Origin of the sequence: Ampullimonas aquatilis (genome assembly GCF_049675895.1) — a bacterium.
In the GTDB taxonomy this organism is placed as follows: Bacteria; Pseudomonadota; Gammaproteobacteria; order Burkholderiales; family Burkholderiaceae_D; genus Ampullimonas; species Ampullimonas aquatilis.
Genome location: NZ_CP183834.1, coordinates 188347 through 205423, shown reverse-complemented (window position 1 = coordinate 205423; position 17077 = coordinate 188347). Strand labels below are relative to the sequence as shown.

Below are 17077 nucleotides of genomic sequence, written 5' to 3'. Positions count from 1 at the left end.
AATGTGGAGCGTCATAGATTGGCAGTATTGACTATATTAGGTATTGCAGTACCTGGCTCGGTATGCAATGTTGGTAGACTGAAAGATCCCTTTGCTTTTCGTAAAGCGGCAAAAACCAATGGAACGAAAATCAAAGTAGACACGGTAGCAAAAGCCAGCCCTCCAATCACAGCTCTACCTAATGGTGCGTTCTGCTCACCGGCCTCACCAAGCCCGAGTGCCATTGGTAACATACCGACAATCATCGCCATGGCAGTCATCATCACCGGCCGCAAGCGAGTTGAACCAGCTTCTAAAACAGCACTAATTGCCGGTACACCTGCCGCTAGGCGCTCGCGCGCAAAAGAAACCAATAAAATACTATTTGCAGTAGCCACACCAATGGTCATGATTGCACCTGTCAGTGCTGGCACACTAAGCGTCGTTCCAGTCAGAAACAAAATCCAAGCAATACCTGCCAAAGCAGCTGGTAAAGCTGTGATGATGATCAAGGCATCAAGCCAAGATTGAAAGTTGACCACAATCAATAGATATACCAATATGATAGCCACGATGAGGCCAACACCAAGACTGGAAAAGGCACTCTGCATCGTCAACACCTGGCCATGCACGTTGATATCCGAACCTCTGGGCAGCTTGGCACGAATTGTTTCGATCAATTGATTAATTTCCGCATATGTACTACCAAGATCGCGGCCATCCACACTGGTATAAATATCAATAACAGGTTGTAGGTTATAACGTGAAAAATTGGCTTGCTCAGTCGTAGACTTCACACGCACGACATCACCAAGTAATTGTGGCAAGTTGCTACCAGGACCATTGCCACTGGAAGAAGCATTGACCGGAATATGCAATAAGGCATCGAGACTATCAATGTCGTGCTGAAGCGATTGCACTGAGACGCTTAATACATTGCCATTTGCCGGATTCAACCAATAAGTCGGCGCAGTCTGAAAGCTCGAACTCAAAGAAATAAGTGCATTCTGGGCAACATCACGAGCTACTAAACCCGTTTGCAAAAGTTCAGAACGATTCATTTCCAATGATTTGGTATGCCGATTAAAACGCTGATAAATATTGGCATCCACCACACCAGGCACCTGCCTGATCTGATTGACTAGTTCGCTCACTAATTTCAGATTTTCCTTCGTGTTATTGCCAGTAAATTGAATATCAATCGGTGCACTAAGGCCAAAATTTAATGTCTGGCTGACCATATCAGAGGGTTGGAAATAAAACTCCAAACCCGGAAATTCTCTTGGAAGCACCGAACGTAATTGACGCATATATTCATTGGTTGGGGCATGTCCTTTTTCCAATGAAAGCATAATTTCGGTATCGCTGCCATCGAAAGTACCATTATTGTTATACAGCGTATTAAATGGGGTATATGGACCACCGATAATATCAATAACCGAAGTCAGCTCCTGTTTTGGAATGATACGTTTAATCACTTGCTCAACCTTGTCGATCAGATTTGGCATTTCTTCTACCCTTGTTCCAACTGGTGCTCGCACATGCAAACGCATTTGCCCCGCATCGACAGTTGGAAAGAAATCACGCCCCAGTAAAGGATAAATCGCCAGAGATAATATTGAGAAAATTAAAAAAATACTACCGAATACCAATTTACGCTGCAATAGATAAGCTAGCAAAACGACGTATTGATGCCGTATACGCTCGAAGCCATTATCAAATACCAGATGAACACGTCGCAGTAAACTGATTGACTTTTCATGATCAACCTGATGAACACGGTATTGCATTAAATACATGACTAATGTCGGTATCAACGTGCGTGACAATATCCAGGATGCCAACATGGCAAATACCACCGCCTCAGCCAAAGGCACAAACAAATAATGAGCCACCCCCTCAAGGAAGAACATTGGCACAAATACAATACAAATGCATAGTGTTGAGACCAAGGCCGGTGTAGCGATCTCCGCCGCGCCATCAAGTATGGCTTGTTTAGGGCTTTTACCAAAATGTAGCTGGCGCTCGATATTCTCTATCTCTACCGTTGCATCATCAACCAAAATACCCACGGCCAGGGCCAATCCTCCCAACGTCATGATATTGATTGTTTGACCGATCAAATACAGCATGATGAGAGAACACAAAATTGACAATGGAATAGAAACGGCAATGATTGCCGTACTACGCCAGTTACCAAGGAATAATAGAATCAATGCTGCTGTTAAAGCACCAGCAATCAATGCCTCCTGTACCACACCGTTAATTGCGGCACTAACAAATACTGACTGATCTGCTAACGGTGTAATGTTGATATCCGGTGGTAAGGTAGCCGCAGCTTTTGGCAAGACTTCAAATATTTTCTTGATGATTGACAAAGTTGAGGCTGACCCATTTTTCATAATCGTCATCAACAAACCGCGCTCACCATTACGACGAACCACATTGGTCTGTGGCTGAAAACCATCTCTGACATTAGCCACATCTCGAACATATACCATCGCGCCATTAACACCACTATGATTGGATATAGGAATATCACCCAATGCAGCCATTGTTGTGGGTGAACCATTGAGCGCTACACCAAACTCAGTGGCACCAATTTTTGCAGTTCCGGTAGGAAGCGTTAAATTTTGAGCACTAATTGCATTCACTACATCCACCGCAGTAAGTCCATGTGCGGTAAGCGCTGGAAGATCGAGATCAACTGAAACTTGGCGATTTTTCCCACCATATGGAAAAGTTACCGCAACCCCTGGAATAGTGACAAAGCTAGGACGCAAATTATTGAAGGCTTGGTCATTCAATTCTTGATCAGACAGTGTTGCACTACTCAGACCCAGTTGCAATATAGGCAAGCTGGACGCTGAATATTTGATAATCGTAGGTGGAGTCGTACCAGGTGGAAGTGAGCGCAATGACCCCTGAGTGGCAGCCACTAACTGAGAAATACCCGTTGCAATATCAACATCTGGCTGAAAGAACACCTTGATCACCGCCAAACCTGGCAGCGTCTGCGATTCGACGTGCTCCATATCACTCACTGAATTAGCTAAATTACGCTCAATCGGTGTCGTGATCCGATCCTTCATTTCTTGAGCGCTTAATCCCGTGTAAGACTGGAGAATAGCAACGACAGGAATATCAACTTCCGGAAAAACGTCAATAGCGGTGCGAAGCAAAACAAAAGGTGTTGCCAGCAAAATGAGCAATGCTGCAACAATAAAAGTATAAGGTCGCCGAAGCGCGATCTGAACGATCCACATAATTAAAGATGATTATTTGATTTTCACGCTGACGCAGACTTTTGAATCGTCGGATGCACATACCCATCAACAGAATAAGCCGCCATAACCCGTGCGTCACTCATCATCTTGCGCAAGTTCTATTTGTGCATCTTGACAATGCGTTGAACAATATCCGCAATTTTCAGACCAGGCCAAAATCCTCTACAACAAGACAAACTCAGCTCCGGATGTTGAAAATTGACCAAAATAAACCGAAATATTGTTGGCCTAGCAACACAAGATGCTGCATAACTATTAGGAGAAAATCGCTGGCGTGACTGTAACGATGCACATTATCAATTTATGAATATAGATTGTTGAAATCATTCGTTTTCAAATTCAACAGTTCTCACTAATCTTTGTCTCAATAATATTTTAGGCATTGGCGTGAACAAACTACTCACTTTTCCAGATTCACAAGGCATGGTACTGTCAATTCGTGCCAAAGCACTTCTTTTCCACGATCCTCGCTCTATTGAATTACTGGAACAGGTGGAACGAATTGCACGAAGTGATGCAACCTCTCTAATCATTGGACAAACTGGTACAGGAAAAGAATTGGTTGCCAGACACATTCATGATTTAAGTGGACGTGAAGGGCCTTTTATTGCTGTCAATTGCGGCGCATTTAGTGAGTCACTGATTGACGCCGAATTATTCGGTCATGAAACTGGCGCATTCACCGGAGCAAGTCAGGCAAGAGCTGGATGGTTTGAAACTGCCAATGGTGGCACACTTTTTCTTGATGAAATTGGTGATCTATCCCTAGCCCTACAGGTGAAATTGTTACGCGTATTACAAGAACGACAAGTTGTCAGGCTAGGTTCTCGACGACCAATAGCACTTGATGTCCGTCTTATCGCGGCTACCAATGTTGATTTACATAAAGCCATAGAAGCTGATCGATTTCGATCCGATCTCTATTATCGTTTGAGTGTCGCCGTTATCAATTTGCCGCCCCTATGCGACCGGCCCGGGGATATCTTGCCATTGGCCAATCATTTTATAGTTACTTATGGTGATAAATTAAAACTTAAAAATATCACTCTATCAGCTGATGCAAAAGATGCTCTTCAATCTTATGATTGGCCAGGTAACATTCGAGAACTGGAAAATGTAATTCATTATGCCTTGATCGTCTGTCATGATGATGTCATACAGGGTGATGATCTCAGACTGGTTGGCGCAATGCATAGAAAAAATCATCAATCGCATGATACTGCGTCTAAAAGAAATGAAATTTCATCTCAGGCTGATGCAAACAAAGTCAATGTTGCTGAAACTATTCATTCAGCAAAACAACGTCTAGAAAAGCTGATCGGCGAACTGATTGACAATGACGAACAGAATTTATTTGACAGCATAGAAGAAACAGTCATTCGCACTGCCTTTACTTGGTGCAATAAAAATCAGGTACATACGGCTAAGATACTTGGAATCAGCAGGAATATATTGCGCACTCATCTCAAGCGATTCAGCTTGATTGGCTTAGATACAAATTTAGCGCCTGATACCAGCAATTCGATTGTATTACCCATCAATGAGTCGATTTCTCCTACTCAATAATCATTCATGATTTACAGCCTGCTATAAGCCACGCTATTAACGATGGCTTATAGTCATCAGTTGAGATGAACAAAATCAAATTGTTGAAAAAAATTCTCTTGATTCGAAGCATTAATGCGCCTCAGTGGTGGCGATGTACGCAAAAAATGCTCGGTATAAAAAATTTGAATCAATAATTTTGGTGAGTCAGGATGAAGACATAAGTATCCTCGCTGGCTATATTCATAACGAGGCTTATCGATTTTCTCTGGATCATATTGATCAACCTGATCAGTCAAATACTCTGTACAAACCACACCTTTGAAAAGAGTTTTTTTAACTTCCATCAAGATCATTTGCCTTCCTGCAACCTGTAACCTAGCTGCCAGAATTAACCTGGCATGACTGAAAAGGTCTGTCTCACTAGTAATTCCTGATAAGGTGGATGATCTGCTCAATATATCAACCCCAGCTATTAGCCTGTAAAAGACATCATCATTTGAATTTTTCAGATTATTCGGATTTTTATAAAACATGATGCCATCGTCTTTACGCCCACCTAATTTCCAATTTTCCTCTCTTGGTGCTGAGATAGAAAATCCATAACCAGTCAATCGTTGACTTTTATCAATAGCAATTGATTGTTCAGTTAATGATGAACACGCCGATAGCATCGTGCATGCAAAAGCATTACATAAGATGATTTTTGAAAAAATTTTGATATACAAATCAATATTCATTACAACAATCCGATGATGATAGGACGATTTTTATCTGCTGGTCATTAAACATTAGAAAAACAAGTAATGCTGATGGAGCAACAACTCGGCATATTTGATCGTCATAAATAATGATAGATTTTGTCCAATTTTAAATAAAATATTGAATATTAAAAGAATAAGACCGTTTCTTATAAGTATTTAACGCATACCCCTTGGATCATCTATTGGCATGTAAGTTGCAAAGTTACTTCTGTTCCATTTCTCAAAAAGTTGCAATAGGAATCTTTAAAGCATCTTCTCCAGATCAGCGCTAAAGCGCAATTAACATGAATACATCAACCAGAAAGTTACTTGTTATGACCACAATTAAGACAACCCTGCTTATTACTTTAAGTCTGCTGAGCTCTGTTACCTTCGCTCAACAAACAACACCTGCAGCCAACAGCCCTGCCCCACAGGCACAACCCTGGATTTATAAAACCAAACAGCTTAATCGCGCACAGATTGATACCCTGTTAGCCAAACCAGAAAAGGTGGTCATCATCGACGTAAGAAGACCAGATGAATTAATTTCAAAAGGTTCATTTCCAGCTTTTTTGAGTATCCAAATCAAAGAACTCGAAAAAAATCTGAAATACATTCCTAAGGAACGTGCCATTATTACGGTGTCCAATCGGGCGCATCGGGCTGGTGAAGCAGGTGACTTACTCACAGGTAAAGGCTACAAAGTTGCAGGCGCAGCAGGAACATTAGATTACGAAGAACAAGGTGGTACAGTAAGTCGAATCACCGCACCGCCACCAAAACAATAATTAGTATTCGCAAATAAAAAACCGCTCAGTTTTTGAGAGCGGTTTTTTATTTAAGTAAATTCAAACAGAATCTGATATAGGTATTAAATATCGTCAACCCAGATCGTATTTCTTGCCACCAAATTCATTGAGAACACTTTCCTCAAAATTTGCGAACTCCTGACCAGTTCGATCCCGAGGACGAGCCAAGGGAACATCAATAATTTTCTTGATTCGGCCAGGTCGGGGCAACATCACAACGACTCTATCACCAAGATAGACAGCTTCTTCGACATCATGCGTTACAAGAATCATGGTGATACCTTCCTGTTCCCAAATTCTCTGCAACTCTTGCTGAAGATGCGTGCGGGTCACTGTATCAAGCGCACCAAAGGGTTCATCGAGTAATAATACTTCTGGACGATTCACCAAAGCACGCGCAATTGCAACACGTTGCGACATGCCACCGGATAATTGACCAGGATAGGCTTCTTCAAATCCTTGCAACCCTACCAAAGCGATATGCTCTTTCACAGAAGCAGTTTTCTCTTGGTCAGTACCTGGTGCATTGAGAAGCCCAAGACTGATATTCTGTTCAACCGTTAACCAGGGAAATAAACGATGCTCCTGAAACACAATACCGCGCTCCAGACTGGTACTGACAATGCGATTACCATCTAACAGGATCTCTCCTTGGTATTCACTATCCAATCCGATCAACAAGCGCAACAGCGTTGATTTACCACATCCACTTGATCCAACAATACTAATGAATTCACCTGGTTTGATGGATAAATGAATATTTTCCAGCACAGAAAGTGCTTCACCCTTAACCTTGTACTGTTTACTTAAATTGGAAATTTCTAGCGTAGCTGCATGTGCCATAAGTGGACACTCCAAATTGAAAAATAATTAGACGCGATGATCACGCCAACGTAAAACATAGGCTTCAATACGAGCTGCGACACTATTTAAAACAACGCCAACAGCACCAATCACCAGCATACCGAAGATAATCAACTCAATATTGAAAGCAGCTCGACCTTTGATGACAATATTACCGAGACCGTTACCCCAGTTTGCCAACAAAAACTCCGAGCCGATCGTCGCTACCCAAGCATAGACCAAACCCAGCGTTAAACCAGTTGCTATCTGAGGGGTTGCTGATGGAAGAATCAACTTGAACAAGGTTTGTGAGCGCGAAAAGCGGAAAACCTTGGCGACCTCTGCATGTGCTTTGCTGACTCCCCTCACCCCTTCAAAGCTGCCGAGCGCCACAGGATATAAAGTTGATAGCGAAATGAATACCAGTTTTGACAGCTCCCCATAGCCAAGCCATGAAGAAAGAATCGGCAACCAGGCAAACAGGGAAATTTGTCTTACTGTGTGAAATGTTGGTCCAACTATTCGATCAGCCAGTCGCGACACCCCAAGCACAGTTCCCAGGATCACGCCACCAAGTGAACCCACAACAAACCCAGAAATGTCTCTACCCAGACTGAATAGAACACCTTGATAAAACAAAGGGTCTTGCAAGGTTTGTAAAGCAACTTTGATCACATTGCCAGGCGGGACAATCAAACGCGTATTGACCCAACCTTCTGCGGTGATTAACCACCAAACAAACAGCAAGCCAACTGGTAGGATCCAGCCACGGAAATCAATTTTTTTCCATGCTTGTATAAGAGACAATCTTTTAGGCTTTTTTTCAGCCTCCTTAACATCAGGGATGGCTCCATCTGAAGAAACAATTTCCGATGGTAATGTGTTAACAAGCTCCGACATAATGCTCAACCTTTTCCAGTTCAAAATGCAGAGACACGCCAGGTCTGCAGCCTTGCTTCAATAAAACGTAATGCCAGATCAAGAGTGACACCAATTGCACCAATTACCACCATCCCAACAATGACCAAATCCAGCTGTGCCAGTTGACGGCCCCAGACCATCAAATATCCAATTCCTTCACTGGATGCCAATAGCTCAACAAACACCAGCGTTAACCAGGCTTGCATGACTGCTTGACGCAAACCATTGAACAAACTGGGCATAGCCGCCGGCAAGACAACTTTGCCAATAATTTGTGGCCAGGTAAAACGATACACTTTGGCAACTTCAAAAAAAGTACGTGGAATATTGGCAATCCCTTTTAAGGTATTAACCGCCACAGGAACCACGACAGCAATGGCAATAGCAGAGATTTTGAGTGCCTCATCAATACCAGCAAAAATAATCAGCAACGGTATCCAACCTAAAACAGGAAATTGCGATATCACGCTAAAACTTGGGAAAAGATAAGCCTTGAATGATTCAGATAGTCCCATGCCAAACCCGAGTATCAGACCAATCAACGTTCCGATCAGCAGACCCCAACCCACTCTTGATGCGCTGATGGCAATATGAGATTGCAGCTCACCTGACTGCCACAATTCATTAAGCGACTGCCACACCAATTCAGGTGCCGGAAGAATTTGCTCTGGAAGCCATTGCTGATTTACCGCCAGCTGCCACAACCCCAATAGCAATACCGGTAGTAGCAAGCCGGTGCCAATTCGGATTACTGGCCGCAAAAAATGCTGTCTTAACAGACTAATAAAATCAAAATCAGCACGTTGCGCTGGTTTGAATACACGGTAATCAGTGGATACTACAGACATGACTTATCCTCCCAAAAGTAAAACAATTAGGCTAACTTACGCCCAGGCACCTTGACCTTGCCTTGCGCATCAAACTGTGGCCAATAATCTTCAAGTTTCAATTCCTTCAGCGCAGTATTCAAATATTTAGGTTCTACCCAACCTTCATAAGGCACATCGCGGCGAATCAATTTATAGTTCTTGATTTCCTCGATCGATTTCTGAATGCTTGCATGGTAGTAATCATCCAGCAAGGGGTTAACCCGTTCACGCAGATCTTTGGTAGAGTCCCATTCGGTCTTATAGTCCACATAGGGCGTACCTGAGGTTGACCATAGTTGATACTGCTTTTCACGATTGGCTTCAAGGGTACTCCATTGAGCTACCTTGACCAAACGCGTTACAACCCGCTGAACAATTTCTGGATATTTCTTCTCAAACTCTTCACCAACCCAGACTGAACCAGGACGTAAAATATAAGGGTCAGCCTTGACCTCATGAATCCGGCGTGCCACGCCTCGCGCCTCCAAATCAAATGGGGCGATGATCGTTCCATCAATATCACCGGTCGACAAAGCAGCCAGCGTTGAATCACGATCCAAGCTGATAATGCGAAAATCTTTATCACTTGCACCAAACTTTTCAAGAAAACGGTATAACTGAAGTTGGCCCGCGGTACCCTTGAAGGTCGATAAACGCTTGCCTTTGAGTTCGTTCAAGTGCTTCGTGTTTGAGCCTGCTGGCACTACAAAATAGCTATCACCACCACGACCTGATGACAACAGGATTTTATGTTTTAGCCCAGTGGAACGACCAACAATCAGCGGTAAATCACCATGACCAAAAGCAAAATCGGTCAAGCCATTGGCGAAAGATTCATTCAAGGCAGGGCCTGCACCTGGAAAAAATTTCCATTCAATCTTGATATTGTCAGCTTTGAATTCTTCATCAATCGCCCGCTGCAGATGAGAATTGGCAGGGAACGATGCACCGACGACTGGTCGACCACCAGTTCCAGCACCCGGGAAACTTACTCTGATGACAGTGGGCTTGTCATCTGCGCCAAATGCACGTAATGGGTTTAATCCAACAATAGGTACTAGTGCACCAAGCGCGGTAGTAAAGGTACGACGTTTCATTAAAATTTCCTTTGATGTCAAGTTAGTTTGATGAGTTAGGCAAATCAGAATCCATATTGGAATTGCACTTGCACGCCATTGGTTTTTTTACGTCGATCCAGCGTATAGCCGCCTGCAGCTGCATCGTTATGAGTAATCAGGTAATTGAATTGCAGCTTGGTTGTTTCAGCAAAAAAAGCGTTCAAACCCAAAGTAGTAATGTTGGTCTTGTCACCAATTGCCGCTGCACGAGTATCCGCATCAAAGGTGTCGTATCGCAAAAAGGCCTGAAAAGATTTAGGCCAAAAATCATCAAACTTGGCAAGTGACTTTTCACTTGCGAGGAACTGCTCACCCCAGGTATATCCAAGGTTGATATATTGTCCCCGCGATTTTTTATTGAAGGTAGGCGTTGCAGCGGTTGCTGTAGCAGCTGCCCCCGTGAAGGTGTCGTCCTCACCCTCGACATACTCATACGCAATTGAATATGGCAGATGGGTCCAGTTAATATCAATCCCTTTACGCTTGGACTTACCCACGGCGACGACTGCATTACTGGTTGTATTGGCCAGGTTGTTATAACCACGATAATAGGATGCACCGATCGTCAATTGACGTAACCAGCTATAGTAATCAGCGGGTACGGTAAACGCCACACGCCCCAGATAGTCTTTCTGACCATTGTTATCCGACTTGTTAGGCCCACTACCATTCACAATACCAAAAGCATATTCAATCAGCGATTGACGATAATTATTGGTGTAATCCACATTCACAAATGAGTCGCCACGATAGATCAGACCAACCTGACGGGTATTGATACCGCTTAGTGCAGAAGTAAACTGTGCCGAATTAATGACCGGACGTACTTCTTCGTTGGCCTGCGCCTCCAAACCAAATGGCACAAGCTGCTGACCAAAGGTCAGCGAACCCTTGGCATCTTCAGGGCCACCGTTGGTTGGGAAAAAGCTATAGGCAAGAAATGCGTTGGTCAGGTTGAATTGACTACCATTAGGCGCCGAGACCCCCAAGGTTCGAACAGCACTACTCGCCGAACTTGGATTACCTGCAGAATTACTGGCGTAAGCAAAACCCACGGAGTAAGTCAGATTCTTACCTTCTTGATAATCGCGATAAAGATTACCGGTGATATTCAATTGAGCCAGCGGCACATCAAAACTGGTATTACGATCACGCGCCTGGTAAGTGGTATTTCCACCTGTTGCGCCATTACCCACGCCAGCATTCTGAGCAGGATTCTGCCAGGTAAAGCGCGACTGAATCGTACCCCCAATCAAAGTATTACGTGTGGTACTGGCTCGATTACGCTCAAGAATTCGCGACTGATCATATTTGTAGTTTTCAAAGTCGGTACGAAAACCCTGGATATCTGCTTTAGTGGCAGGTGTCAGCGCATCGCGAGACGCCGTGTCAAGATCGGCCGATGGCAATACAGCAACCGCTGGCTCCTGCTTGGCAGACTGTTTGATTTGGGTTTTTAGTTCCTCAAGCTGTTTTCTCAGCTCAACCACCTCCTTGGACTCAGTGGCAGATTGAGCCTTGCTTTGATTAATTAATTGTTGAACTTGATTACGCAACTCAATAAGTTCATTATTATTTTGCGCCTTTGGTTTAGCTGCTTGTGCCGCACCAGCCGACAGACTGAACAACACCGCTACAACCAAAGCTTTTTTTCTGAATTGCCGTTCCGATTGATACACGCTTTAATCTCCCTGAGATAAATAAATTGAGAAAAATAATTATTCCGATTTTGCCCATCGGTTTTTTCAGAATTTATTTATCGCAGAAAGCATGCCATGTTTTTTATGCTGTTTTTATATCATTTAATCAATGCATTATGAAAAAATTGTTTGCGCTGCAGCAGATTTTTATTCAGCGATGGCTCATATTCAACACCTCAATTTTTTGCATAAGTAATCACAAATTAATTATTTTTAATTCAAGTTTTTTCAAGTTATAAACGTGTTAATCGTGGCTCTTTTTCTTGAATGGAAACAGCTCAAATTGAGTTGGATAGCAGAATGATCATTGATATAGACAATTCCGTCGTGGATTGTAGAATTGGATTTTTATCAAGGCACAAGTCACATCTTGTCAATCTTGATTATAGTGACATGCTCGGCTTACGAACATTGACCGATCAGTCAATTTATCTGGCAATCAATTCAATTTTTAAATGATGAACAATCGAATAATCTCTGCCTGCAATAAAACCCGTTTGGATTTTTTTGATGTGAATTAAATATCGGTAAGAATCTTCTAACGATGTCGATGCTCAATATTCATTGAGTGCCATCAACACCCAATATACTACTAACTAGTATTTTTAAATAACCATACTAAACGCACTTAATGAGAATAAAATGACGGATACTCCACCAAATTTATAATTTCCAACGAATTTCCCGCATCATCTCAGTCATCTTCCAACAAACTACGATAACGATCTGCTTGCACTTTGCCATCAACAGCATGAGTACGCACATCATCAGTAATTGGCAACATCGTGGCATTCCAGGTTTCCCATTCCTGCTTTAGTTTGGCAAAAATGGTGGGATTTTTTTCTGCAAGATTGGCACGTTCACGAGGATCATTAGCGACATCAAATAAAAATTCATTTTTAGCAATTTTTAAATACTTCCAATTTCCTGATCTAACTGCACGTTGTTTATTGGCTTTGTAACGCCAAAATAGCGTACGTAAAAAAGGTTTATTTTCCCCCAGGATGACAGGCAGCAAGTTTTCACCATCGGGTTTATAGGCAGCATCAGGTACCCCACCTGCAGCCGCAACCAAAGTAGGCAACCAATCCATACTAATGGCAACCTGCTCTGTTATTTGTGCTGGCTTAATCTTCACCGGCCATCTCACTATGGCAGGAACTCGAATTCCACCTTCCAACAGCTCAGTTTTTTGACCACTAAAAGGCCAGGTTTTTGAAAAGCGTTCACCACCGTTATCACTGGTAAATACAATAATCGTATTCTTGTCCAGATCACGTGCCTGCAAGGTTTTTAGAATCCGCCCGATTGCAGCATCCAGTGTGGTGACCATCTTGGCGTAGGTTGCCAAATCACCACCATCATAATGAAATAAGCTTTTGATTTCACGTGAAGTTGCCTCATCTTTAGGCCCTTCCCAAGGCCAATGTGGCGCGGTGAAATGTAAGGATAGAAGAAATGGTCTTCCTGGTGATTGATTATCGATGTAATCAATCGCACGGTCAGCAATCAAGTCGGTGTAGTAGCCAACTTTATGTACTGGCACCTCATCTTCAAACAAGTCCTCTTTGACATTCTCGCCAACACCAGGTTTATGAGTGAAATAATCGATAGCACCACCATAGTTACCAAAAAAATGATCGTAACCACTTTTTAATGGGCTGAATTTTGGCAAGTAACCCAAATGCCATTTGCCGAACAATGCAGTGGTATAGCCATTTTTCTTCAACAGCGATGGTAAGGTTGGATGATCTGGCGGTAAGCCAATCGTATCTGAAGCACCGGTAATCGGCTCCTCCAACCCACCCCGTAAACGATACTGATAGCGCCCAGTAATTAAACCAAAACGAGTCGCCGAGCAGACCGCCGAGTTCGCATACGCCTGCGTAAATCGCAGGCCTTGCTGAGCAAGCTGGTCAAGATTAGGGGTTTGAAAATCGGTTTGTCCATAAACACTCAAATCTCCATATCCAAGATCATCGGCGAGGATGAAAATGATATTAGGCTTACTACTTTTTTCTGCCGCAGATACATCATGCCATTTACCGGCGAGTGAAGCCACAGACAATGTAGAAATCCAATCCAGTACACGACGACGATTTTTATTAAAGATAGCCAACGTCTTTTCCAGTTCTAATTATTTAATATCAAAGCTAAACGTTAACGGAAACTAAACAGCCTCATACTAGGTACCGACTTTTCATCGCTCGACAATCTATGTCAACCATGGTGTAAGTTTATTTCCACACCATACCCATTGATAAAGATCATTATCATCAAGATGCGTTTGTTACTTCCAAAGAAAATTACACGGCTATTGTCAGTTTTTTAAGGGTTGTCGCACTAGCACCAGCGAATAGATACCTGAAATAACGCGTATCAAGTCTGCCGATACTGTTAGCAAACATATCGATAGAAGCATCAACTGACAATATTGTAGTTTTGCATCCAACGTTTATTGATAAGGATAGGTTTTAATATTGACATTGCTGTCATTACAGCAATGAGCCATTGCAGCTTTTATGCCAATTTTCTTAATTCCGGAAAATTCACGATTTATCTGTGGAGAAGCATGATTTTTCTACAGTCATGCTTAAAACTATGCATCATTGACTACTTACACCAGCAAACCAATTGCTGAATATTGAACAATCAGTGCTGAACAAGTGTTCACAAATCCACACACTCTCTCGATGATGCCAAAGTCTTTGGCTAATCGCTTGAATAACAACATCATCTGCTCACAGAAAAGCAACTATTCATTCATCCATTGTTGCAAATGGATCTTCAAAGATCTTCCATCCATCTGGGCCTTTGGACATTTCTGTATCCGTAAGAAGCGATTTATTCAAGCCATCCTGAATCGCCTTTTCATCATAATCGCAGCCAATAAAAACCAGCTCCTGACGCCTATCGCCATATTCTTTGGACCATTGAGACGAAATGACAGCAAGACTTGCGGGTTCTTTGGGCCATTGTTCATCCGCAATAGCGTCCCACCAGCGGCCAATTTCTCGCGTGTGACAAACATCGCCAGCCTGTGACCATTCACCAATAAAATCATGGCGAGTGGCCAGCCAGTAAAATCCCTTTGAACGTAATATGCCATGCCATTCTTGATTGATCAGTGACCAGAATCTGAGGGGATGAAATGGCCTTCTGGCACGAAAGACAAAACTATTAATGCCATACTCGTCTGATTCAGGCGGATGCTCACCACGCAACTTCGTCAACCATCCTGGCGCCGTTACTGCCTCTTGAAAATCAAATAAATGCGTATTTAAAATACGGTGCAAAGGAACTTGCCCGTTATGAGCCTCGATCAATTCAGCTTTGGGATTAAGTGCCTGCAATATGCGCCCTAGAGTCAGCAGATCCTTTTCCATAACCAGATCTGTCTTGTTAAGCACGATAACATTGGCAAATTCCACTTGACTGACAAGTAGATCGACGACTGTCCTTTGATCATCTTTTTCCAGGCCGACTTCACGGTCTCGTATAAAATCGATTGATCGATAGTCCTTGAGAAAATTATAGGCATCTACCACAGTTACCATGGTATCTAGCTGAGTCACTGCTGATAGTCCGTTGCCGAAGCCATCGGAAAAAGCGAAAGTTTCTGCAATCGGCAAAGGTTCACCGATGCCGGTTGATTCAATGAGGAGATAATCAAATTTACCTTGTTGCGCCAACCGGGAAACCTCATTCAGAAGATCCTCGCGCAAAGTACAACAGATACAGCCATTGCTCATCTCAATCAATTTTTCCTCAGTATGGGACAAGGCATAGCCTGAATGATTGGCATCTCTGTCAATCATGGCTGCATCCACATTAATCTCGGACATATCATTGACGATCACTGCTACCTTGAGACTGTCACGATTGCTCAGAATATGGTTGAGCAGTGTCGTTTTACCAGCACCCAAAAATCCGGATAAAACCGTGACAGGCAAACGTTTGTTCATCTGACTCATGATCCAGTCTTTAATTTTTTGGTCTGGATTACCCAGCCGGCATGCTCTATGATCGAAGCACCCGCACTAGGTACAACCGTATGATCCAGCCAGCATTTGGTTGGCAATGCCAGGCTTCTTGCCATGGCTTTGGCTGCCGCGATGTTACTTTCAATGGTGGCCATATGATGCAATCGTGTACTGATCATTTCTCGCGTCAGGTCGCGTGTAATAAAAACCAGTCGGCCGCGCTGATCACTAAACGGTTTTTGCTGCGGCCATTCATTTAATTTCAGGGGGGGATAAGCAACGTTTTGTACACAATGAATGACATAGGGCTTGACATCACCGATCACGTTCATCAAGCCTTTGACTCGCAGTATCCTGTCGCCATAGTCATGGAGCAAACGGCCCATTGCGACTGCAAAGCTATACCATGAAACAGCTTCATCAAAAGTGATGACAAAACTGCGAATATTGTCTTGATGCCTCACCGCCGACTTGGTTTTCACCAACGGAGATAATGATCCCTTACGCGTCCAATTAAATGCGCCATTCAGTTCCGGATTACCGGCTTGCTGTTTTTCTTCTTCAATTTCACCCAACCACTTTGCCACATCAGCCGACTTTCCGACTGACGAATACAATCCACAGCCAAAGAACAAATCAGGCTCGATCTGGCCTTGCTTGACTTCGATTTTTTTAGCACCAGGATTAAATCCTGATAACCGAACAATCAGAGCCTGTTTCGCTGTTGCATCGGCCAAATCACATTTGGTGATCAACAATCGATCTGCAGTAGCCACTTGCCGGATCACTTCTGGATATTGGTTTAATTGCTCGTCACCATGGGTCGCATCAACCACCGTGATCACACCATCACACATAAATCGGGCAGCAATAAATACATCCTGGGTCAAGGTATAAATCACCGGGACAGGATCAGCCAATCCAGTTGTTTCAATCAGAATTCGTTTGATTGGAGGAATCTCACGCAGAGAACTACGCTGCATTAAATTTTTTAACGCACGGACAAGATCACCTTGCACGCTACAACATATACATCCGGAATCAAGAATCATTAGAGATTCATCAACCTTATCAACCAGATAATGATCAATGCCGATTTCACCAAACTCATTGATCAATATGGCTGTACCGGCCATATCTGGATGACTCATCAGTTGATTGAGCAAGGTTGTCTTACCTGCGCCAAGAAATCCGGTTAACAGGGTCACAGGAATCCTCATATCGACACTTCCCAATGAACTGCTCGACATGGTGTTATCAGGATTCATCAGTGGCAC

General features: G+C 43.1%; 12 protein-coding genes. 2 read left to right on the top strand and 10 right to left on the bottom strand.

All coding sequences use genetic code 11. The features are described from left to right. Positions 1 to 11: 11 nt before the first annotated feature. On the bottom strand, positions 12 to 3245 hold the full coding sequence (locus tag ACMYR3_RS00920) for an efflux RND transporter permease subunit (RefSeq protein ID WP_424193634.1): 3234 nt from the start codon (positions 3243 to 3245) through the stop codon (positions 12 to 14). Positions 3246 to 3653: 408 nt separating this feature from the next. On the opposite strand from ACMYR3_RS00920, the gene ACMYR3_RS00915 reads away from it, so the two are divergent. Then, on the top strand, positions 3654 to 4832 hold the full coding sequence (locus ACMYR3_RS00915; RefSeq protein WP_424193632.1) for a sigma-54 interaction domain-containing protein: 1179 nt from the start codon (positions 3654 to 3656) through the stop codon (positions 4830 to 4832). Between the two features lie 56 nt (positions 4833 to 4888). On the opposite strand, the gene ACMYR3_RS00910 is transcribed toward ACMYR3_RS00915, so the two are convergent. Beyond that, positions 4889 to 5551, bottom strand: coding sequence for a hypothetical protein (locus ACMYR3_RS00910; RefSeq protein WP_424193630.1), 663 nt, complete (start codon positions 5549 to 5551; stop codon positions 4889 to 4891). 308 nt (positions 5552 to 5859) lie between these two features. On the opposite strand from ACMYR3_RS00910, the gene ACMYR3_RS00905 reads away from it, so the two are divergent. After that, complete coding sequence (locus tag ACMYR3_RS00905; protein ID WP_424193628.1) at positions 5860 to 6345, top strand: rhodanese-like domain-containing protein; 486 nt, start codon at positions 5860 to 5862, stop codon at positions 6343 to 6345. A gap of 93 nt (positions 6346 to 6438) precedes the next feature. Here ACMYR3_RS00905 and ACMYR3_RS00900 read toward each other — a convergent pair whose 3' ends face one another. The 8 genes from ACMYR3_RS00900 to ACMYR3_RS00865 all read right to left on the bottom strand — a co-directional run bounded on the left by ACMYR3_RS00900 (position 6439) and on the right by ACMYR3_RS00865 (position 17068). Beyond that, positions 6439 to 7209 (bottom strand): ABC transporter ATP-binding protein, encoded by a 771-nt coding sequence (locus ACMYR3_RS00900; RefSeq protein WP_424193626.1) that lies wholly within the window; start codon positions 7207 to 7209, stop codon positions 6439 to 6441. A gap of 27 nt (positions 7210 to 7236) precedes the next feature. Continuing rightward, complete coding sequence (locus ACMYR3_RS00895; protein ID WP_424196291.1) at positions 7237 to 8109, bottom strand: ABC transporter permease; 873 nt, start codon at positions 8107 to 8109, stop codon at positions 7237 to 7239. Positions 8110 to 8129: 20 nt separating this feature from the next. Continuing rightward, a complete protein-coding gene (locus ACMYR3_RS00890; RefSeq protein WP_424193624.1) occupies positions 8130 to 8978 on the bottom strand; it encodes an ABC transporter permease in 849 nt (282 codons plus the stop codon). 26 nt (positions 8979 to 9004) lie between these two features. Further along, positions 9005 to 10096, bottom strand: coding sequence for an ABC transporter substrate-binding protein (locus ACMYR3_RS00885; RefSeq protein ID WP_424193623.1), 1092 nt, complete (start codon positions 10094 to 10096; stop codon positions 9005 to 9007). Positions 10097 to 10140: 44 nt separating this feature from the next. Continuing rightward, positions 10141 to 11796 (bottom strand): hypothetical protein, encoded by a 1656-nt coding sequence (locus ACMYR3_RS00880; RefSeq protein WP_424193621.1) that lies wholly within the window; start codon positions 11794 to 11796, stop codon positions 10141 to 10143. A gap of 715 nt (positions 11797 to 12511) precedes the next feature. Further along, positions 12512 to 13879, bottom strand: a complete 1368-nt coding sequence (locus ACMYR3_RS00875; protein ID WP_424196289.1) for a sulfatase family protein — start codon at positions 13877 to 13879, stop codon at positions 12512 to 12514. A gap of 697 nt (positions 13880 to 14576) precedes the next feature. Further along, positions 14577 to 15791: a zinc metallochaperone GTPase ZigA gene (gene zigA / locus ACMYR3_RS00870; protein ID WP_424193619.1), complete on the bottom strand. Its 1215-nt coding sequence runs from the start codon at positions 15789 to 15791 to the stop codon at positions 14577 to 14579. Then, on the bottom strand, positions 15788 to 17068 hold the full coding sequence (locus tag ACMYR3_RS00865; protein WP_424193618.1) for a CobW family GTP-binding protein: 1281 nt from the start codon (positions 17066 to 17068) through the stop codon (positions 15788 to 15790). Before ACMYR3_RS00865 ends, zigA begins: the two co-directional genes overlap by 4 nt. Between the last annotated feature and the right edge of the window lie 9 nt (positions 17069 to 17077).